We start from the raw sequence: 19,258 nt of genomic DNA on the forward strand, positions 1-19,258 counted from the left end.
CGCGGATCGTCGCGATGGCGGCGTCGGTCACGGTGTGCGGAACGTTTTTCAGGAGGTGAACTTTGGCCGGTCTGACCGGCATTGTAATCCGCACGCAGGCGGTGCATGAACGCCCTACGGGAAAGCCACGATCTGCCCCTGTCCGGTGCGTATCGGGCGGGCGGGGAGGGGGTGGGAAATCCCTATTTTGTCCGTCCTTGACGCCACTATATCGGCTTCCTACTATCCACCATAACATCACTGGTCTTACCAGTATGAACAGACGAAACTGCAACCGTTGGATCGGGAGAGCGCCGTGTCGAAATTCCTTAATTCGCTGTTTGGCCGGGTAGTCGTCGCACTTATCCTAGGGATCGCGCTGGGCGCGTTCTTCCCGCATTTCGCCGAGTCGTTGCGACCGCTCGGCGACGGCTTCCTGAAGCTCATCAAGATGGTGATCGGGCCGATCGTGTTCTGCGTCGTGGTCAGCGGGATGGCGAACGCGGGCGACCTGAAGAAGGTCGGCCGGGTCGGCCTGAAGGCCGTCATCTACTTCGAGGTGATGACGACGCTCGCGCTCGGCATCGGCCTCGTGCTCGCGTGGGTCACGCGCCCGGGCGTCGGGATGAACATCGACCTGCGCTCGCTCGACGCGTCGTCGCTCGCGTCGTACGCGAAGAACGCCGAGAGCCTGAAGGACACGGCCGGCTACCTGATGAAGATCATCCCCGAGACCGCGATCGACGCGTTCGCGAAGGGCGACATCCTGCAGATCCTCGTGTTCGCGGTGCTGTTCGGTTCCGCGCTGTCGCTGCTCGGCGACAAGGCGCAACGCGTCAACTCGCTGATCGAGGAACTGTCGCACGTGTTCTTCCGGATCATCGGCTTCATCATCAAGCTCGCGCCGCTCGGCGTGCTCGGCGCGATCGCGTTCACGACCGGCAAGTACGGCGTCGCGTCGCTCAAGCAGCTCGGCTACCTGGTCGCGGTGTTCTACCTGAGCTGCTTCGTGTTCGTCACGGTCGTGCTCGGCGTGGTGATGCGGCTCGCGGGTTTCTCGGTGTTCAAGCTGATCCGCTACCTGCGCGAGGAACTGTCGATCGTGCTCGGCACGGCGTCGTCGGACGCGGTGCTGCCGCAGGTGATGCGCAAGCTCGAATACATGGGCGTGAAGGATTCGACGGTCGGCCTCGTGATCCCGACCGGCTATTCGTTCAACCTCGACGGCTTCTCGATCTACCTGACGCTCGCCGTGCTGTTCATCGCACAGGCCACCAACACGCCGCTGTCGACGCACGACCTGATCGTCGTGCTGCTCGTGTCGCTCGTCACGTCGAAGGGCGCGCACGGGATCCCGGGCTCGGCGATCGTGATCCTCGCGGCGACGCTGTCGGCGATCCCCGCGATTCCCGTGCTCGGCCTCGTGCTGATCCTGCCGGTCGACTGGTTCGTCGGCATCGCCCGTGCGCTGACCAACCTGATTGGCAACTGCGTCGCGACGGTGGTCGTCGCGGTGTGGGAGAACGACATCGACCGGGCCCGCGCGAAGCGCGTGCTGAACCGCGAGCTGCGCTACGTGCCGGCCGAAGAGGAAGACCGCACGGCACCGGTTGCCGGCGACCAGGCTCACGCGCTCTGAGCGCGACCCCGCGCGGGCGGCTTTGCCCCAGGCGGCCCGCGCATCAGGCATTCATGTGGCCGGCGCCTCGATGCGCCGGCCCTTCATCAAACTACAGGAGACGACATGGCAGCCCCCATCCTCGATCCGGATGCGCCGGCGTTTACGCGGCGTTACATGAACCTCGCCGACCCGCGCCTCGGGGCGCAGGCGCTCTTTGCCAGCGACGAGTTTTTCGCGCCGAAGGAGCGCATGCTCAATCCCGAGCCGGCCGTGTTCATCCCCGGCAAGTACGACGACCACGGCAAGTGGATGGACGGCTGGGAAACGCGCCGCAAGCGCACGACCGGCCACGACTTCTGCGTGGTGCGGCTCGCGCGGCCGGGCGTGATTCACGGCGTCGACCTCGACACGAGCCATTTCACCGGCAACTTTCCGCCGGCCGCGTCGATCGACGCGTGCGTCGCCGAAGGCGACACGCCGTCCGACAACGCCGAGTGGCGCACGATCGTCCCGGCGACGACGCTGCAGGGCAATTCGCATCACTACGTGAGCGTCGACGATGCGCAACCGTATACGCACCTGCGCGTGAACCTGTACCCGGACGGCGGCCTCGCGCGGTTGCGCGTGTACGGCCAGCCGCAGCGCGACTGGCGCCAGGTGCCGGCCGGCGAGCTCGTCGACCTCGCGGCGATCGAGAACGGCGGTTACCTGGTGGCCGCGAACAACCAGCACTTCGGCCCGGCATCGCAGATGCTGATGCCGGGGCGCGGCGCGAACATGGGCGACGGCTGGGAAACGCGGCGCCGCCGCGAGCCCGGCAACGACTGGGCGATCGTCGCGCTCGCGCGGCCGGGCATCATCCGGCGCGTCGAGGTCGATACCGCGTTCTTCAAGGGCAATTTCCCCGACCGCTGCTCGCTGCAGGCCGCGAGGGTGGCGGGCGGCACCGACGATTCGCTCGTCACGCAGGCGATGTTCTGGGCCGAACTGCTCGGCGAGCAGAAGCTGTCGATGGACCACGTCCACACGTTCGACCAGCTTGCGGCGCTCGGCCCCGTCACGCACGTGCGTTTCAACATCTTCCCGGACGGCGGCGTGTCGCGCCTGCGTCTGTGGGGCGAGCCGGCTTGAAGGAGGGCAACGGCATGAGCGGATCCCGTATCCTGCGCGTCGAGCGCCTGACCCGCGAAGCGTTCGCGCCGTTCGGCGACGTGATCGCGCTCGAAGGCGCGCGCCATTTCCCGATCAACGGCGGCACGACCGAGCGCTTCCACGATCTCGCGACGATCGACGTGTGCGCGGACGGCGGCCGCCCGCTCGTCAGCGTGTTCCGCGCGCAGCCGCGTGCGCTGCCGGTCGCGGTCACGCTGATGGAGCGCCATCCGCATGGCAGCCAGGCGTTCATCCCGCTCGCCGCGGTGTCGCGTTACGCGATCGTCGTCGCGCCGGCCGGCGAGTTCCGGCCCGACGCGATGCGCGCGTTCCTCGCGGAAGGCTGGCAGGGCGTGAACTATGCGAAGGGCGTCTGGCACCATCCGCTGCTCGCGCTGGATGCGGTCAGCGATTTCGTGATCGTCGATCGCGGCGGCCCGCAGCCGAACTGCGATGAAATCCCGCTCGAGCACGCATGGGCGCTCGAGTTCGAACCGGCCTGCGCGGGCGCGGCATGACGAAGGCGGGCAGGCGGGCCCCTCCGGCGGCCTGATGTCACCCGGGGCCGGCCGGGCAGGCAGCGCGAAGGGTGTGCGAAAGCCTGCGCGGGGCCGCCCGTGGGGCGGCGGCGCGCCGCCGGTTTCCCCGGGCGGGCGACTCTTGCGTATCCCGAAAAGAAGACGGCCCGGAAGGCGAATCGCCGTCCGGGCCGTGTTGCATACGCTGCGAGCGCGGCGGATCTCAGTGCTTGCGGTGCGGGCAGTTCTCGGTCGTGCAGGAACCGTACATCGCGAGCGAGTGCTCCTGGAGCCGGAAGCCGCGCTCCTTCGCGATCGCCTGCTGGCGGCTTTCGATCTCGGCGTCGAAGAATTCCTCGACCCGGCCGCAATCGAGGCACACGAGGTGGTCGTGGTGCGAGCCTTCGTTCAGTTCGAACACGGCCTTGCCGGATTCGAAGTTGCTGCGCGACAGCAGGCCGGCCTGCTCGAACTGCGTCAGCACGCGGTAGACGGTGGCAAGCCCGATGTCGAGCTGCTCGTTGAGCAGGTTCCGGTAGACGTCTTCTGCGGTCAGATGGCGCACCGGGCTTTGCTGGAAGATCTCGAGAATCTTGAGGCGCGGTAGGGTGGCCTTTAGCCCGATATTCTTGAGATCCGTAGGATTGGTCATGGCTAGGCATCCCTAGAGTACAATGCAGGGCTTCAATGTTACCGGCTTTTCGCCGTTCCAGAAACACGCGCGGCCTGCGACGCGGGCCTGCACGGTGAGGGAAATGATTCCAGAATCTCTTTCGCACTTTCAGAGGAGCCGCATGCGGAGTGTCATCATCGCTGCCGCCGCCGTTGCCGCGCTGGCTGGTTGTTCGTCGTACGACAGCGTGACGCAGCGCATCGCGCAGAGCATCACCCCCTACCGGATCACCGTCGTGCAAGGCAACTTCGTGTCGCAGGAGAAAGCCTCGCAGCTGCAGGTCGGCATGTCGCGCGAGCAGGTACGCGCGCTGCTCGGCACCCCGCTGCTGGCGGACATGTTCCACGCCGACCGCTGGGATTACCTCTTCTACTTCAAGCGCGGCTCGACGGCGGTCGTCCAGCAGCGCGATCTCGTCGTGACGTTCTCGGGCGATCGCGTCGCGGGCTGGACGGGGGCGGACAACCTGCCTTCGGAACTCGACCTGCTGGCCGACATCGACGGCGACCGTGGCGGCAAGAAGGCGAAGGCGGCCGCAGCGGCGAAGAAGGCCGCCGAGGCTGCCGCCGCCGCGAGCGCCGCACAGGCGGCGAGCGCGCCGGCGCCGGAGACGGTCGCGAGCCCGTCCACCGTGCCGGCGTCCGGCGCGGTGGTCGACCAGGATGCGAACGCGCAGGCCGCCCGCGCGGCGAACCGCGCGACCAACCAGGTGTCGGGCCAGGGCACGGCCGCGCGGCGGTTCACGCCGTCCACGCAGGCTTCCGGCGGTGCGCCGGTGCCGGGCGGCCAGCCGCCGGGCGCGGTTCCGGCGATCCAGCCGCAGTTCCAGTTCCATCGTCCGCCGCCGCCGAACGCGTCGAACGAGGCGTCGCCGCCGGTCGGCCCGCAAGGTTCCGACACGCTGCAGAACCAGCCGCTCACCGCGCCGGCGCAGTAAACCCGCGCGCGGAAACAGGGCGGCATGCGCCGCCCGCCTTTAGACCTGTCGTGTAGAAAGCCATGAAGATTGCGATTGCCGGCGCATCGGGCCGTATGGGCCGGATGCTGATCGAAGCCGTTCTCAACGATTCCGACGCGCAGCTCGTCGGCGCGCTCGACCGCGCCGATTCGCCGTTCCTCGGCCAGGACGCCGGCGCGTTCCTCGGCAAGGAAACCGGGGTCAGGCTGACCGCCGATCTCGACGCCGTGTTCGCGCAGGCCGACTACCTGATCGACTTCACGCGTCCGGAAGGCACGATGGCCCATATCGAGGCCGCGCTGCGCCACGACGTGAAGCTCGTGATCGGCACGACCGGCTTCACCGCCGAGCAGAAGGCCGGGCTGCAGGCCGCGGCGGGCAAGATCGGCATCGTGTTCGCGGCGAACATGAGCGTCGGCGTGAACGTCACGCTGAAGCTGCTCGAATTCGCGGCGAAGCACTTCTCGCACGGCTACGACATCGAGATCATCGAGGCGCATCACCGCCACAAGGTCGACGCGCCGTCGGGCACCGCGCTGATGATGGGCGAAGCGGTCGCCGGCGCGCTCGGGCGCTCGCTCGACGATTGCGCGGTGTACGGCCGCCACGGCGTGACGGGCGAACGCGATCCGTCGTCGATCGGCTTCGCGGCGGTGCGCGGCGGCGACATCGTCGGCGATCACACCGTGCTGTTCGCCGGGATCGGCGAGCGCATCGAGATCACGCACAAGTCGTCGAGCCGCGTGTCGTATGCGCAGGGCGCGCTGCGCGCGGTCCGCTTCCTGTCGGCGCGCGGCGCCGGCCTGTTCGACATGCAGGACGTGCTCGGCCTGCGCTGACCTCACGGGGAAACTCCGATGGCGATACCCACCGGCGTTGTCCACTACCTCGAAAGCGGCGATGCGATCACGCATGCCGTCGCCTATGTGCTGCTGGCGATGTCCGTCGCCAGCTGGTGCTTCCTGCTCATGAAAGCCTGGCTGCTGGTCCGCGCGAAGCGGCAGGGGCCGCGCGCGCTCGCCGCGTTCTGGCGCGCGCCGTCGCTCGACGCGGGCATCACCGCGCTCGCCGGCGCCGATCGAGAGCGCGTGTTCGTGCCGCTCGCCGAAGCCGCGCGCGATGCGGCCGACGAGCACGACCCGGCCGCGCTGGCCGCGCGCGTCGAGCGCAGCGAACGCGTGCTGCGTGCGTTGCGGCACGCGATGCTGCGCTCGCAGCGGCGCCTCGAGTTCGGCCAGGTGCTGCTCGCGTCGATCGGCAGCACCGCGCCGTTCGTCGGGCTGCTCGGCACCGTGTGGGGCATCTATCACGCGCTCGGCAGCATCGCCGCGAGCGGGCAGGCGCAGATCGAGAACGTCGCGGGGCCGGTCGGCGAGGCGCTGATCATGACCGCGTTCGGGCTCGTGGTCGCGATTCCCGCGGTACTGGCCTACAACATCCTCGGGCGGCTCGTGCGGCAGCTCGCCGAGGAACTCGACGGTTTCGCGCGCGACCTGCACGTGTTCGTGTGCGCGCAGGAAGCCTGACGCGTCCATTCCGGAGGAGCGACCATGGCATTCGGCGGACTCGAGCACCACAAGACGTCCGCGCCGATGGCGGAGATCAACATGACGCCGCTGATCGACGTGATGCTGGTGCTGCTCGTCATTTTCATCATCACCGCGCCGCTGATGACGCATGCGATCCGGCTCGACCTGCCGAAGGTCGCGGCCAGCGTCGCGCGCGACACGCCGCAATCCGTCACCTTGTCGATCGACGACGCGGGCAAGCTGTACTGGGACGACACGCCGGTGGCGCTCGACGCGCTGCCCGCGCGCTTCCGGGCCGCCGCCGCGGGCGGCGCGCCGCCCGAACTGCGGCTGCGAGCATCGCGCGCGACCCGCTACGACGTGATTGCGCAGGTGATGGGCGCCGCGCAGGCCGCCGGCCTCACGCGGATCGGCTTCGTGACCGACGTGCCGCCGCAGGCGGGCGGTGCCGCGGCGGCGCCTGCCGTGCCGGCCAACCGCTGAGCGGATCCGGCGGGCCCGTCCCTGGCGCGGGATCGGGCCGCACGCCGCAAGACCGGTCGAATGGGCCGGCGCGGGCGGTATAATCAACGTTTTTCCCGGTTGGCAGGCTCTTTTCAGGTAACCCGGAATTTTCCAGGCTACCCGGGCATGCTGCGGGTTACCCGGAAAATTCCCGGAAACCGTGAACAGGTCGGCAACAGCGAACCTGCGGGTCCGCCGGGCAAGCACGATTTTCGATCCACTCCTGCGCGCGCCGTCGCGCCGCTTAAAGCCTAGTCCGAACCACACCATGCACGAGAGATACGTACCCGCCGACGTCGAAGCCGCCGCCCAGGGCGACTGGCGCGCAGCCGATGCCTACAAGACGCAGGAAGATTCGCAGAAGCCGAAGTTCTACTGCGTGTCGATGCTGCCGTACCCGTCCGGCAAGCTGCACATGGGTCACGTGCGCAACTACACGATCAACGACGTGATGTACCGCTATCTGCGGATGAACGGCTACAACACGCTGATGCCGATGGGCTGGGACGCGTTCGGGATGCCGGCCGAGAACGCCGCGATGGCGAACGGCGTGCCGCCCGCGAAGTGGACCTACGACAACATCGACTACATGAAGGGCCAGATGCAGTCGATGGGCCTCGCGATCGACTGGTCGCGCGAGATCGCGACGTGCAAGCCGGACTACTACAAGTGGAACCAGTGGCTGTTCCTGAAGATGCTCGAGAAGGGCATCGCGTACAAGAAGACGGGCACCGTGAACTGGGACCCGGTCGACCAGACCGTGCTCGCGAACGAGCAGGTGATCGACGGCCGCGGCTGGCGCTCGGGCGCGCTCGTCGAGAAGCGCGAGATCCCGATGTACTACCTGCGCATCACGCAGTACGCGGATGAGCTGCTGAACGACCTCGACGGCCTCGGCTGGCCCGAGCGCGTGAAGATCATGCAGCAGAACTGGATCGGCAAGAGCTTCGGCGTGAACTTCGGCTTCCCGTACGAACTCGACGGCGAGAAGAAGCTGCTGCGCGTGTTCACGACGCGCGCCGATACCATCATGGGCGTCACGTTCTGCGCGATCGCGGCCGAGCATCCGCTGGCCACGCGCCTCGCGCAGGACAAGCCCGAGCTGCTCGCGTTCATCGACGAATGCAAGCGCGGCGGGGTCGCCGAGGCCGACGTCGCGACGATGGAGAAGAAGGGCGTCGCGACCGGCTTCTCGGTCACGCACCCGCTGACCGGCGAGCCGGTCGAGGTGTGGATCGGCAACTACGTGCTGATGAGCTATGGCGAAGGCGCGGTGATGGGCGTGCCGGGCCACGACGAGCGCGATTTCGCGTTCGCGAAGAAATACGACCTGCCGATCCGGCAGGTGATCTCGGCCGAAGGCCAGCAGTACTCGCTCGACGCATGGCAGGAGTGGTACGGCGACAAGGAAACCGCGGTCTGCGTGAACAGCGGCAAGTACGACGGCCTGCGCTACACGGAAGCCGTCGACGCGGTCGCGGCCGACCTGAACGCCGGCGGTTTCGGCGACAAGCAGGTCACGTGGCGCCTGCGCGACTGGGGCGTGTCGCGCCAGCGCTACTGGGGCACGCCGATCCCGATCATCCACTGCCCGTCGTGCGGCGATGTGCCGGTGCCCGAGCAGGATCTGCCCGTCGTGCTGCCGGAAGACCTCGTGCCGGACGGCTCGGGCAACCCGCTCGCGAAGTCGGAAGCGTTCCTGAACTGTTCGTGCCCGAAGTGCGGCGCGGCCGCGAAGCGCGAAACCGACACGATGGACACCTTCGTCGATTCGTCGTGGTACTTCTCGCGCTACACGGCGCCGGACGCCGACACGATGGTCGACGCGCGCACCGACTACTGGATGCCGATGGATCAGTACATCGGCGGCATCGAGCACGCGATCCTGCACCTGCTGTATTCGCGCTTCTGGACCAAGGTGATGCGCGACCTCGGCCTCGTGAAGTTCGGCGAGCCCGCGAAGAACCTGCTCACGCAGGGGATGGTGCTGAACGAGACGTTCTACCGTGAAGACGCTTCCGGCAAGAAGACCTGGTACAACCCGGCCGACGTGACGGTCACGCACGACGACAAGGGCCGCCCGGTCGGCGCGACGCTGAACACGGACGGCCAGCCGGTCGTGCTCGGCGGCATCGAGAAGATGTCGAAGTCGAAGAACAACGGTGTCGATCCGCAGGTGCTGATCGACCAGTACGGCGCCGACACCGCGCGCCTGTTCACGATGTTCGCCGCGCCGCCCGAGCAGCAGCTCGAATGGTCGGGTGCGGGCGTCGAGGGCGCGAGCCGCTTCCTGCGCCGCGTGTGGAGCTTCGGTGCGACGAACAGTGAAGCGCTCGCCGCGCGCGCGGGCTTCGATGCGGCCGCGCTCGGCGAAGCCGACAAGGCGCTGCGCCGCGAAATCTACAGCGTGCTGAAGCAGGCCGATTTCGATTACCAGCGCCTGCAGTACAACACGGTCGTGTCGGCCGCGATGAAGATGCTGAACGCGATCGACGGCGCGAAGGGCGCGACGCCCGGCGTGCTGCGCGAAACGTACGGCGTGCTGCTGCGCGTGCTGTACCCGGTCGTGCCGCACGTCACGTTCGAGCTGTGGAAGGCGCTCGGCTATGCGGACGAATTCGGTCCGCTGCTCGACGCACCGTGGCCGAAGGTCGACGAGGCCGCGCTCGAGCAGGCCGAGATCGAACTCGTGCTGCAGGTGAACGGCAAGGTGCGCGGCGCGCTGAAGGTCGCGAAGGACGCGAGCCGCGAGGCGATCGAAGCTGCGGCGGTGGCCGACGAAGCGTTCGCGAAGTTCAGCGACGGCAAGCCGGCGAAGAAGATCGTCGTCGTGCCGGGCCGCCTCGTGAACATCGTCGTCTGACGGCCGCCGGCCGTCGGACGTACCCAGAAGGAGCGAAGGTGATCCGCAGATCGTTTTTGATGCTCGCCGTCGGCAGCGCGGTCGCGCTGTCGGCATGCGGCTTCCAGTTGCGCGGCCAGCAGGACTACGCGTTCAAGCACCTGCTGATCGTCGGCGCGCCGGCGCCGGTCGAAGCGCGCTTCGTGCGCCTCGTCGAGGCCGGCAGCGACACGAAGATCGTCAAGTCGGCGGACGACGCCGACGCCGTGCTGCGCATGTCGGAGTCGCGCGGTCAGAATACGCTGACGCTCAACAAGTACGGCTCGGCGCAGGAATACGCACTGTTCTATACGCTGACCTACACGCTCACGAGCAAGGACGGCACCGTGCTGATCCCGCCGAGCGCGATCGCGCTGAATCGCGCGATGACGTACAGCGACCAGTACACGAACGCGAAGGCGCAGGAAGCCGACATCCTGTACGGCGACATGCAGAACGACGCGGTCGACCAGCTGATGCGGCGTCTCGCGATCGTCCACTCGCTGACGCCGGCGCCGGAAGACGTGGTGCCGGGTGTCGCGCCGCGCGCGCCGTTGCCGCCGCCGCCGCTCTGATCGACGGCATACGCACCGATGCAATTGCGACTTGATGCACTGGAGCCGCACCTCGCGAAGGGGTTGGCCGGGCTCTATACCGTGTACGGCGACGAGCCGCTGCTCGCGCAGGAGGCGTGCGACCGCATTCGTGCGGCCGCACGCGCGGCCGGCTTCACCGAGCGTTCGGTGCATACGGTCGAGCGCGGTTTCGACTGGAGCGTGCTGCTCGGCGCGACCCAGGCGATGTCGCTGTTCGGCGAGCGCCAGCTGATCGAGCTGCGCATTCCGTCGGGCAAGCCCGGCAAGGAAGGCGCCGATGCACTGAAGACGCTCGCGGCCACGCCCAACCCCGACGCGCTGATGCTCGTCACGTTGCCGCGCCTCGACGCGGCCACGCAGAAATCCGCCTGGTTTACCGCGCTGCAGAACGGCGGCGTCGCGCTGAAGATCGATCCGGTCGACCGCGCGCAGCTGCCGAACTGGATCGGCCAGCGTCTCGCGATGCAGGGCCAGCGCGCCGCGCCCGGCGAGGACGGGCGGCGCGCGCTGCAGTTCATCGCCGAGCGCGTCGAAGGCAACCTGCTCGCCGCGCACCAGGAAATCCAGAAGCTCGGGCTGCTGTATCCGCAGGGCGCGCTGTCGTTCGAACAGGTGCACGACGCGGTGCTGAACGTCGCGCGTTACGACGTCTTCAAGCTGAACGAAGCGATGCTCGCCGGCGACGCCGCGCGGCTCGCGCGGATGATCGACGGGCTGAAGGGCGAGGGCGAGGCGATCGTGCTGGTGATGTGGGCCGTCGTCGAGGAACTGCGTACGCTGCTGCGGATCAAGCGCGGCACGACGGCCGGCAAGCCGCTGGCGACGCTGCTGCGCGAGAACCGCGTATGGGGGCCGCGCGAGCGGCTGATCGGCCCCGCGCTGAACCGCGTGTCGGAAGCCGTGCTCGAGAAGGCACTCGCGTTTGCCGCGAAGCTCGACCGGCAGGTCAAGGGGCTCACGGCCGTCGTGCCGGGCCGCCGCACGCAGGACGAACCGCCGCCCGATCCGTGGGACGGGCTGTTCCAGCTCGCGATGACGGTGGCCGGTGCCCGCGGCGAGCGACCGCCGACCGCGGGTCGCGTGCGACGCTAAGTCCCGTCCGGGCCTTCAGCGCGCGCTGCGCAACCCGCATACAATGTTTCGATCACGGGCGCGGCTCTCCGGCCGCCGTCCACGCTTCCCCACGAATTCATGCCGCCCAGCGCGGCGCGCTTCTCGAGTCACACGATGGATATCGATCAGTACATGACCGACCTGGGCCGTCGCGCCCGGCACGCTTCCCGCGCGATGGCGCGCGCCAGCACGGCCGCGAAGAACGCGGCACTCGACGCCGTGGCGCGCGCGATCGAACGCGACGCGCAGGCACTGAAGGACGCAAATGCCCGCGATGTCGCCCGTGCCCGTGAAAAGGGGCTCGATGCAGCGTTCGTCGACCGCCTGACGCTGTCGGACAAGGCGCTGAAGACGATGGTCGAGGGCTTGCGCCAGGTGGCGTCGCTGGCCGATCCGATCGGCGAGATCGGCAACCTCAAGTACCGCCCGAGCGGAATCCAGGTGGGCCAGATGCGGGTGCCGCTCGGCGTGATCGGCATCATCTACGAATCGCGCCCGAACGTGACGATCGACGCGGCCGCGCTGTGCCTGAAGTCGGGCAACGCGACGATCCTGCGCGGCGGCTCCGAAGCGCTCGAATCGAACGCGGCGCTCGCGAAGCTGATCGGCGAAGGGCTCGAAGCCGCCGGCCTGCCGCAGGACGCGGTGCAGGTCGTCGCGACGGCCGATCGCGCGGCGGTCGGCAAGCTGATCACGATGACCGAATACGTCGACGTGATCGTGCCGCGCGGCGGCAAGAGCCTGATCGAGCGCCTGATCAACGAGGCGCGCGTGCCGATGATCAAGCACCTCGACGGCATTTGCCACGTGTACGTCGACGATCGCGCCGACCTCGGAAAGGCGCTGACCGTCTGCGACAACGCGAAGACGCACCGCTACGGCACCTGCAACACGATGGAGACGCTGCTCGTCGCGAGCGGTGTCGCGGCGACGCTGCTGCCGCCGCTCGGCAAGCTGTATCGCGACAAGCAGGTCGAGCTGCGCGTCGATGCGGCCGCGCGCGCGGTGCTCGCCGATGCGGGCGTCGGCCCGCTCGTCGATGCCACCGAGGAAGACTGGCACACCGAGTATCTCGCGCCGGTGCTCGCGATCAAGGTCGTCGACGGCCTCGATGCCGCGATCGAGCACATCAACCATTACGGCTCGCATCACACGGATGCGATCGTCACCGAGGATCACGACCGCGCGATGCGGTTCCTGCGCGAAGTCGATTCGGCGAGCGTGATGGTCAACGCGTCGACGCGTTTCGCGGACGGTTTCGAATTCGGCCTCGGCGCGGAAATCGGCATCTCGAACGACAAGCTGCACGCACGCGGCCCCGTCGGCCTGGAAGGGCTGACGTCGCTGAAGTACGTCGTGCTCGGGCACGGCGAAGGCCGCCAATAACAAGCGAGGCACACAACCGATGGCGATGCTCTGGGTCAAGACGTTCCATATCGTACTGATCGCCGCGTGGTTCGCGGGGCTCTTCTACCTGCCGCGCATCTACGTGAACCTGGCGATGGAAACCGATCCGGCCGCCGTGCGGCGCCTGTTGCTGATGGCGCGCAAGCTGTTCCGCTTCATGACGATGATCGCGGTGCCGGCGCTGGCCTGCGGGTTGTGGCTGTGGCTCTCGATCGGCATTGGGCAGGGGCAGGGCTGGATCCACGCGAAGGTGACGGTCGTGCTGCTGCTCATCGTCTATCACGCCTATTGCGGGCACCTGCTGCGGGTGTTCGAGCGTGGCGAGAACCGCCGCACCGACAAGTGGTATCGCGTGTTCAACGAGCTGCCGGTGCTCGGCATGCTCGCGGCGGTCGCGCTGGTCGTGATCAAGCCGTTTTGAGCGGCGCGGCCGGCGCGGTTGCCGGTGCGGAACCCTGCGCAACGGCGCCCCTCGGGGCGCCGTTCGTCGTTTACGTGCGCTCTGCCTGCCGCCTGCTCAATCCTTCGTGCCGTCGTCGATCCGGCGGCGCGTGATCGCCTCCTTCGCGCGGCCGACACGTTCCATGAGCGCGGGGCCGCGCGACAGCGCGACGCCGACCGCGAGGATGTCGCCGATCGCGAGATGCGACATCCGCGACGTCATCGGCGAGAACACGTCGGTTTCCTCCGCGACGTTCGACGCGAGGCTCACCGTCGCGAGCTTCGCGAGCGGCGAATGGCTCTGCGTGATCGCGACGACTTTCGCGCCGCACGCGAGCGCGGAGCGCGCGGCGTCGACGATGTCGCGCGTGCGGCCGGTGTTCGAGATCGCGACGACGACGTCGTGCGGCCCGAGCAGCGCCGACGACATCGAGAACGTGTGCGGGTCCGAATACGCGACGCTCGGCACGCCGAGCCGGAAGAACTTGTGCTGGATGTCCTGCGCGGCGATGCCGGAGCCGCCGGCGCCGTAGAACTCGATCCGCGATGCGTTCGACAGCAGCGCGATCGCTTCGGCGACGCTGCCGGCCGACAGGCTGTTGCGCACCTCGATCAGCGCGCCGATCGTGCGGTCGAACACCTTGCCGATGATGCCGGGCGCCGGTTCGTCGGGCTCGACGTCGCGATAGACCGACGACACGCCCGGCGCGACGCTTTGCGCGAGCCGGATCTTGAATTCGCGGAAGCCGCTGCAGCCGAGCGCCTGGCAGAACCGCGCGATCGTCGGCTGGCTGACGCCCGCGCGCGTCGACAGCTCGGTCATCGCGAGGTCGAGCACCTCGCGCGGCGCGGCGAGGATGTAGTCGGCGAGCTTGCGCTCGGACGGGCGCAACTCGGCGCGGATCGCTTCAATGCGGGGCAGCATGGGACGGGCGGGCAGAAATCGGGTTCGGATGAGCGAGTGTATCGCAATCGAATTGTAGAAAATCTACATGGAATTACTAGCTGATTCGTCGATGTTTCATCGCGTGCGGGATACCGAAGATTAGGGTTTTCACTAGGTAAACCCTTGCTGGTGGCGGGAATAGGAGTTGCGCGCATGCGGATCGACATTGCGCGCTTGTAGTTTTTCTACTAGACTGGCTTCGTTCGTTCGATGCACTCGATCGTCCCCACGATTCCAACCGCCGGTGTCGGCCGGCATACAGGAGCGCCCAGCATGACATCGCTGCACCCCACTCTGGCGAAGGTCACCGAACGCGTGATCGCCCGCAGCCAATCGACCCGTTCCGCCTATCTGCAGCGCATCGACGGCGCGCAGGGCAAGTTCCCGGCACGCGGCGCGCTGTCGTGCGCGAACCTCGCGCACGGCTTCGCGGGCCTCGAGGGCAACGACAAGTTCTCGATCAAGGCGATCCGCGAGCCGAACATCGGCATCGTGTCCTCGTACAACGAGATGCTGTCCGCGCACGCGCCGTACAAGGATTTCCCCGAGATCATCAAGGCGGCCGCGCGCGAGAACGGCGGCGTCGCGCAGTTCGCGGGCGGGGTGCCGGCGATGTGCGACGGCGTCACGCAGGGCAACCCGGGGATGGAGCTGTCGCTGTTCTCGCGCGAGGCAATCGCGATGGGCACGGCGATCGCGCTCACGCACAACATGTTCGACGCGGCGCTCTGCCTCGGCATCTGCGACAAGATCGTGCCGGGCCTGCTGATCGGCGCGCTGCAGTTCGGCCACCTGCCGACGATCTTCGTGCCGGCCGGCCCGATGACGAGCGGCCTGTCGAACGACGACAAGGCGAAGATCCGCCAGCAGTTCGCGACCGGCCAGGTCGGCCGCGACGCACTGCTCGAAGCCGAATCGGCCGCGTATCACGGCCACGGCACCTGCACGTTCTACGGTACCGCGAACAGCAACCAGATGCTGATGGAGCTGATGGGGCTGCACCTGCCGGGCTCGGCATTCGTTCATCCGCACACGCCGCTGCGCACCGCGCTGACGGCCGAGGCCGCGCGCCGCGTGCTCGATCTGACCGTCGAACGCGGCCACTACACGCCGATCGGCCATGTGATCGACGAGAAGGCGATCGTCAACGGGATCGTCGCGCTGCTCGCGACGGGCGGCTCGACCAACCACACGCTGCACCTCGTCGCGATCGCACGCGCGGCCGGCATCCTGATCGACTGGAACGACTTCGACGAACTGTCGGCCGTCGTGCCGCTGCTCGCGAAGATCTACCCGAACGGCAAGGCCGACGTGAACCATTTCCACGCGGCGGGCGGCGTGGCCTTCCTGGTGCGCAACCTGCTCGAAGGCGGGCTGCTGCATGAAGACGTGACGACCGTCGCGGGCAAGGGCCTGTCGCACTACACGAAGGAGCCGAAGCTGATCGACGGCAAGCTGACGTGGGTCGACGGCGCGGCCGAGAGCCACGACACGAAGGTGCTGCGCGGCATCCGCGACCCGTTCCAGCCGGACGGCGGCCTGCGCCTGATGCAGGGCCGGCTCGGCCGCGGCGTGATCAAGATTTCGGCGGTCGCGCCCGAGCACCGCAAGGTGACGGCGCCCGCGATCGTGTTCGATTCGCAGGAAGCCGTGCAGGAGGCCTTCGATCGCGGCGAGCTGAAGCGCGATTTCGTCGCGGTCGTGCGCTTCCAGGGCGCGCGCGCGAACGGGATGCCCGAGCTGCACCGTTTGACGCCGCTGCTCGGCGTGCTGCAGGATCAGGGCTTCCACGTCGCGCTCGTCACCGACGGCCGCATGTCGGGCGCGTCGGGCAAGGTGCCGGCCGTGATCCACGTGTCGCCGGAAGCGCTGCTGGCCGGCCCGCTCGGCAAGGTGAAGACGGGCGATACGCTCGTGATCGACGCCGAAGCCGGCGTGCTCGACATCGAGGTCGACGCCGCCGAGTGGCAGGCGCGCCCGGTCGCGCAGCCGCTGCACCAGGCCGAGAACGAGGTCGGTTTCGGGCGTGAACTGTTCGGCGTGTTCCGCGCGGCCGCCGCGCCGGCCGAGCAGGGCGCATCGGTTTTCGGCGCGCTGGTCGGCGAATCGGCCGCCCACGTCGCCGCATGAATTTCAAGGAGCCAATTCAATGAAGACGATTGCTGAAATCGTGAAGCTGGGCCCGGTCATCCCGGTGCTCGCGTTCGACTCGGTCGAGCAGGGTGAACACGTGTCGCGCGCGTTGCACGCGGGCGGCGTGAAGGTACTCGAGATCACGCTGCGCACGCCGGCTGGCCTGGAAGCGATCCAGCGCGCGAGCCAGCTCGCGGACGACATCGTCGTCGGCGTCGGCACGATCACGAAGCCCGAGCATTGCGAGCAGGCGAAGCGTGCGGGCGCGAAGTTCGGCGTGTCGCCGGGCCTGACGAAAGAGCTGCACCTCGCGTCGCTCGACGCGGGCCTGCCGCTGCTGCCGGGCGTGATGACGCCGAGCGACATCATCCAGGCACTCGAATTCGGCTACGAGATCGTGAAGTTCTTCCCCGCTCAACAAGCGGGCGGCGTGCCGATGCTGCAGGCGTTCCACGGCCCGTTCCCGGCGCTGAAGTTCTGCCCGACCGGCGGCATCACGGTCGAAACCGCGCCGAATTTCCTGAAGCTGCCGAACGTGGTGTGCGTCGGCGGCTCGTGGCTCACGCCGAAGGCCGCGCTCGCCGCGCAGGACTGGGCCGAAGTCACGCGCCTCGCGCAAGCCGCGAGCCAGCTTCCCCGTTAAGACTTGTACGAGATGACGGTTTGACCCTCGGAAGACAAGCGCTTAGTGCTTGTTTTACCGAGGGTTTTTGCTGATGGAACCGGTTCTATCCGCGGACCGTAAAGATAAGTAAAATTCAGCGTCCTGACGGGGTGGGTACCCCCCGTGTTCCGGAGACCTGCATAGCCGGGCATACTCGCAACAACGCGCCCGGTTCGAACAATTCTAGGAGGAGTCCACATGGGGGCTGTCCAAGGCAGCATGCTGCTCGTATTCACGCTGATCGCGATTGCCGCGCTGATCCTGATGATCGCGCGCTACAAGATCTACCCGTTCCTGGTGCTGATCATCGTCTCGCTCGGCCTCGGCCTCGTCGTCGGCATGCCGATGGACAAGATCGTCAAGTCGTTCGAGGCGGGCACGGGCGGTACGCTCGGCCACATCGCGATCGTCGTCGGCCTCGGCACGATGCTCGGCAAGATGATGGCCGAATCGGGCGGCGCCGAACGGATCGCGACCACGCTGATCGACTGGTTCGGTGAGAAGAACATCCACTGGGCGATGATGTTCGTCGCGATCATCGTCGGCCTGCCGGTGTTCTTCGAAGTCGGCTTCGTGCTGCTGATCCCGATCGCGTTCAACGTCGCGAAGCGCACCGGCAAGTCGCTGCTCGTCGTCGGCCTGCCGATGGTGGCCGGCCTGTCCGTCGTGCACGGCCTGATCCCGCCGCACCCGGCCGCGCTGCTGGCCGTCCAGCAATACGGCGCCGATATCGGCAAGACGATCGCGTTCGGCCTGATCGTCGGCGTGCCGACCGCGATCATCGCGGGCCCGCTGTTCGCGCTGACGATCTCGAAGTTCGTGAAGCTGCCGGAAAACAACCCGCTCGCGTCGCAGTTCGTCGACTCGCACGCCGACGGCCGCAAGCGCGAACTGCCGAGCTTCGGCATCACGCTGTTCACGATCCTGCTGCCCGTCGTGCTGATGCTCGTCGGCAGCTGGGCCGACCTGCTGTTCACGCCGAAATCGCTGCCGAACAACCTGCTGCGCTTTGCCGGCAACTCGGACGTCGCGCTGCTGATCGCCGTGCTCGTGAGCTTCTTCACGTTCGGCAAGCTGCAGGGCTTCAACCGCGACCAGATCCAGAAGTTCTGCGGCGAGTGTCTCGCACCGATCGCCGGCATCACGCTGATCGTCGGCGCGGGCGGCGGCTTCGGCGGCGTCCTGCGCGACAGCGGGATCTCGCAGCAGATCGTCGAGACGGCGAAGCATGCGCACCTGTCGCCGCTGCTGCTCGGCTGGTTCGTCGCGGCGCTGATGCGTCTCGCGACGGGGTCGGCGACGGTCGCGATGACGACGGCCTGCGGCATCGTCGCGCCGATCGCGGCGGCAGCCGGCACGACGGTCAGCCCGGAGCTGCTGGTGCTCGCCACGGGCTCGGGCTCGCTGATCTTCTCGCACGTGAACGACGGCGGCTTCTGGCTGATCAAGGAATACTTCGGGATGACGGTCGGTCAGACGTTCAAGACCTGGTCGTTGCTCGAAACGATCATCTCGGTGCTCGGCCTCGGCTTTACACTGCTGCTGAGCATGGTTCTGTAACAAGGGGTAGTCAATGATTCTGATCGCAATGGGCGTGTCGGGCGCGGGCAAGTCGCGAATCGGCGAAATGCTGGCGGAACGCCTGTCGTGCAGCTATACCGACGGCGACGCGTTTCACAGCGCGGCGAACAAGGAAAAGATGCATCACGGCATTCCGCTGACCGACGACGACCGCTGGCCGTGGCTGCGCACGATTCGCGCGGCCATCGAGGAAAAGCAGCGCGCGGGCGAGACGGCCGTGTTCACGTGCTCGTCGCTGAAGCGGTCGTACCGCGACGTGCTGCGCGGCACCGACACCGACGTGCGGTTCGTGTATCTGAAGGGTTCGTTCGAGGTGTTGCACGAGCGCCTGAAGAGCCGCACCGGCCATTTCTTCGATCCGTCGCTGCTGAAGAGCCAGCTCGACACGCTCGAGGAACCGGGCCCGGACGAAGCGATCCAGGTCAGCATCGAGCTGACGCCCGAACAGATCGTCGACCAGGTCATGCTGAAGATCGGCATCGCGCAGCAGCACTGAGCGCGGTTCGCGGCAATCATCACGCAAAAGGCGCCCCTCGGGGCTAATGCCGTTCAGTTAAGCAAC

Annotated in this window: 18 protein-coding genes and 1 pseudogene; 16 read left to right on the forward strand and 3 right to left on the reverse strand. The window is 67.6% G+C overall.

The features are described 5' to 3' along the window. A pseudogene (locus VK92_RS43205) lies at nucleotides 1-238 on the reverse strand (FadR family transcriptional regulator); the annotation flags it as partial. Nucleotides 239-295: 57 nt separating this feature from the next. Here VK92_RS43205 and VK92_RS34145 point away from each other — a divergent pair. The 3 genes from VK92_RS34145 to VK92_RS34155 all read left to right on the forward strand — a co-directional run bounded on the left by VK92_RS34145 (nucleotide 296) and on the right by VK92_RS34155 (nucleotide 3,270). Next, on the forward strand, nucleotides 296-1,618 hold the full coding sequence (locus VK92_RS34145; protein WP_021159282.1) for a C4-dicarboxylate transporter DctA: 1,323 nt from the start codon (nucleotides 296-298) through the stop codon (nucleotides 1,616-1,618). Between the two features lie 105 nt (nucleotides 1,619-1,723). Further along, nucleotides 1,724-2,731: an allantoicase gene (gene alc, locus VK92_RS34150; RefSeq protein ID WP_027788391.1), complete on the forward strand. Its 1,008-nt coding sequence runs from the start codon at nucleotides 1,724-1,726 to the stop codon at nucleotides 2,729-2,731. Nucleotides 2,732-2,745: 14 nt separating this feature from the next. Further along, a complete protein-coding gene (locus VK92_RS34155) occupies nucleotides 2,746-3,270 on the forward strand; it encodes an ureidoglycolate lyase (protein ID WP_021159284.1) in 525 nt (174 codons plus the stop codon). A 223-nt stretch (nucleotides 3,271-3,493) separates the two neighbouring features. Here the strand turns inward: VK92_RS34155 and fur are convergent, their stop codons facing one another. Next, nucleotides 3,494-3,922: a ferric iron uptake transcriptional regulator gene (fur, locus tag VK92_RS34160; RefSeq protein WP_006400349.1), complete on the reverse strand. Its 429-nt coding sequence runs from the start codon at nucleotides 3,920-3,922 to the stop codon at nucleotides 3,494-3,496. 142 nt (nucleotides 3,923-4,064) lie between these two features. On the opposite strand from fur, the gene bamE reads away from it, so the two are divergent. The 9 genes from bamE to VK92_RS34205 all read left to right on the forward strand — a co-directional run bounded on the left by bamE (nucleotide 4,065) and on the right by VK92_RS34205 (nucleotide 13,352). Further along, nucleotides 4,065-4,880, forward strand: coding sequence for an outer membrane protein assembly factor BamE (gene bamE / locus VK92_RS34165; protein WP_021159285.1), 816 nt, complete (start codon nucleotides 4,065-4,067; stop codon nucleotides 4,878-4,880). Between the two features lie 62 nt (nucleotides 4,881-4,942). Then, nucleotides 4,943-5,740 (forward strand): 4-hydroxy-tetrahydrodipicolinate reductase, encoded by a 798-nt coding sequence (dapB, locus tag VK92_RS34170; RefSeq protein ID WP_021159286.1) that lies wholly within the window; start codon nucleotides 4,943-4,945, stop codon nucleotides 5,738-5,740. A gap of 18 nt (nucleotides 5,741-5,758) precedes the next feature. Further along, a complete protein-coding gene (locus VK92_RS34175; RefSeq protein ID WP_048026132.1) occupies nucleotides 5,759-6,427 on the forward strand; it encodes a MotA/TolQ/ExbB proton channel family protein in 669 nt (222 codons plus the stop codon). Between the two features lie 24 nt (nucleotides 6,428-6,451). Next, nucleotides 6,452-6,913 (forward strand): ExbD/TolR family protein, encoded by a 462-nt coding sequence (locus tag VK92_RS34180; RefSeq protein WP_048026134.1) that lies wholly within the window; start codon nucleotides 6,452-6,454, stop codon nucleotides 6,911-6,913. 289 nt (nucleotides 6,914-7,202) lie between these two features. Further along, nucleotides 7,203-9,797, forward strand: a complete 2,595-nt coding sequence (gene leuS, locus VK92_RS34185) for a leucine--tRNA ligase (protein WP_048026135.1) — start codon at nucleotides 7,203-7,205, stop codon at nucleotides 9,795-9,797. Between the two features lie 38 nt (nucleotides 9,798-9,835). After that, nucleotides 9,836-10,390 (forward strand): LPS-assembly lipoprotein LptE, encoded by a 555-nt coding sequence (locus tag VK92_RS34190; protein ID WP_021158794.1) that lies wholly within the window; start codon nucleotides 9,836-9,838, stop codon nucleotides 10,388-10,390. A gap of 18 nt (nucleotides 10,391-10,408) precedes the next feature. Then, complete coding sequence (holA, locus tag VK92_RS34195) at nucleotides 10,409-11,503, forward strand: DNA polymerase III subunit delta (protein ID WP_027788384.1); 1,095 nt, start codon at nucleotides 10,409-10,411, stop codon at nucleotides 11,501-11,503. A 135-nt stretch (nucleotides 11,504-11,638) separates the two neighbouring features. Further along, entirely contained in the window at nucleotides 11,639-12,910 is a 1,272-nt protein-coding gene (locus tag VK92_RS34200; RefSeq protein ID WP_042974307.1) for a glutamate-5-semialdehyde dehydrogenase, read from the forward strand. Nucleotides 12,911-12,929: 19 nt separating this feature from the next. Then, nucleotides 12,930-13,352: a CopD family protein gene (locus VK92_RS34205; protein ID WP_011350935.1), complete on the forward strand. Its 423-nt coding sequence runs from the start codon at nucleotides 12,930-12,932 to the stop codon at nucleotides 13,350-13,352. Nucleotides 13,353-13,448: 96 nt separating this feature from the next. Here VK92_RS34205 and VK92_RS34210 read toward each other — a convergent pair whose 3' ends face one another. Beyond that, nucleotides 13,449-14,297, reverse strand: a complete 849-nt coding sequence (locus tag VK92_RS34210; RefSeq protein ID WP_021158790.1) for a MurR/RpiR family transcriptional regulator — start codon at nucleotides 14,295-14,297, stop codon at nucleotides 13,449-13,451. Nucleotides 14,298-14,591: 294 nt separating this feature from the next. Between VK92_RS34210 and edd the strand changes: the two genes are divergently transcribed. The 4 genes from edd to VK92_RS34230 all read left to right on the forward strand — a co-directional run bounded on the left by edd (nucleotide 14,592) and on the right by VK92_RS34230 (nucleotide 19,192). After that, nucleotides 14,592-16,448, forward strand: a complete 1,857-nt coding sequence (gene edd, locus VK92_RS34215; RefSeq protein WP_021158788.1) for a phosphogluconate dehydratase — start codon at nucleotides 14,592-14,594, stop codon at nucleotides 16,446-16,448. Nucleotides 16,449-16,467: 19 nt separating this feature from the next. Next, nucleotides 16,468-17,094, forward strand: a complete 627-nt coding sequence (eda, locus tag VK92_RS34220) for a bifunctional 4-hydroxy-2-oxoglutarate aldolase/2-dehydro-3-deoxy-phosphogluconate aldolase (RefSeq protein ID WP_011350938.1) — start codon at nucleotides 16,468-16,470, stop codon at nucleotides 17,092-17,094. A gap of 219 nt (nucleotides 17,095-17,313) precedes the next feature. After that, the gene (locus VK92_RS34225) at nucleotides 17,314-18,675 is read left to right on the forward strand and encodes a GntP family permease (RefSeq protein ID WP_042974304.1); all 1,362 of its coding nucleotides are present in this window, start codon (nucleotides 17,314-17,316) and stop codon (nucleotides 18,673-18,675) included. Nucleotides 18,676-18,688: 13 nt separating this feature from the next. Beyond that, the gene (locus VK92_RS34230; protein WP_042974301.1) at nucleotides 18,689-19,192 is read left to right on the forward strand and encodes a gluconokinase; all 504 of its coding nucleotides are present in this window, start codon (nucleotides 18,689-18,691) and stop codon (nucleotides 19,190-19,192) included. The last annotated feature ends 66 nt before the right edge of the window (nucleotides 19,193-19,258 follow it).

It is taken from the genome of Burkholderia sp. LK4, from assembly GCF_001043615.1.
Taxonomy (GTDB): domain Bacteria; phylum Pseudomonadota; class Gammaproteobacteria; order Burkholderiales; family Burkholderiaceae; genus Burkholderia; species Burkholderia cepacia.

Excerpts from the sequence above, each read along its gene's own strand:
- alc (WP_027788391.1), top strand. The coding sequence starts at position 1,724 with ATGGCAGCCCCCATCCTCGATCCGGATGCGCCGGCGTTTACGCGGCGT.
- VK92_RS34155 (WP_021159284.1), top strand. The coding sequence starts at position 2,746 with ATGAGCGGATCCCGTATCCTGCGCGTCGAGCGCCTGACCCGCGAAGCG.
- fur (WP_006400349.1), bottom strand. The coding sequence starts at position 3,922 with ATGACCAATCCTACGGATCTCAAGAATATCGGGCTAAAGGCCACCCTA.
- bamE (WP_021159285.1), top strand. The coding sequence starts at position 4,065 with ATGCGGAGTGTCATCATCGCTGCCGCCGCCGTTGCCGCGCTGGCTGGT.
- dapB (WP_021159286.1), top strand. The coding sequence starts at position 4,943 with ATGAAGATTGCGATTGCCGGCGCATCGGGCCGTATGGGCCGGATGCTG.
- VK92_RS34175 (WP_048026132.1), top strand. The coding sequence starts at position 5,759 with ATGGCGATACCCACCGGCGTTGTCCACTACCTCGAAAGCGGCGATGCG.
- VK92_RS34180 (WP_048026134.1), top strand. The coding sequence starts at position 6,452 with ATGGCATTCGGCGGACTCGAGCACCACAAGACGTCCGCGCCGATGGCG.
- leuS (WP_048026135.1), top strand. The coding sequence starts at position 7,203 with ATGCACGAGAGATACGTACCCGCCGACGTCGAAGCCGCCGCCCAGGGC.
- holA (WP_027788384.1), top strand. The coding sequence starts at position 10,409 with ATGCAATTGCGACTTGATGCACTGGAGCCGCACCTCGCGAAGGGGTTG.
- VK92_RS34200 (WP_042974307.1), top strand. The coding sequence starts at position 11,639 with ATGGATATCGATCAGTACATGACCGACCTGGGCCGTCGCGCCCGGCAC.
- VK92_RS34205 (WP_011350935.1), top strand. The coding sequence starts at position 12,930 with ATGGCGATGCTCTGGGTCAAGACGTTCCATATCGTACTGATCGCCGCG.
- VK92_RS34210 (WP_021158790.1), bottom strand. The coding sequence starts at position 14,297 with ATGCTGCCCCGCATTGAAGCGATCCGCGCCGAGTTGCGCCCGTCCGAG.
- edd (WP_021158788.1), top strand. The coding sequence starts at position 14,592 with ATGACATCGCTGCACCCCACTCTGGCGAAGGTCACCGAACGCGTGATC.
- eda (WP_011350938.1), top strand. The coding sequence starts at position 16,468 with ATGAAGACGATTGCTGAAATCGTGAAGCTGGGCCCGGTCATCCCGGTG.
- VK92_RS34225 (WP_042974304.1), top strand. The coding sequence starts at position 17,314 with ATGGGGGCTGTCCAAGGCAGCATGCTGCTCGTATTCACGCTGATCGCG.
- VK92_RS34230 (WP_042974301.1), top strand. The coding sequence starts at position 18,689 with ATGATTCTGATCGCAATGGGCGTGTCGGGCGCGGGCAAGTCGCGAATC.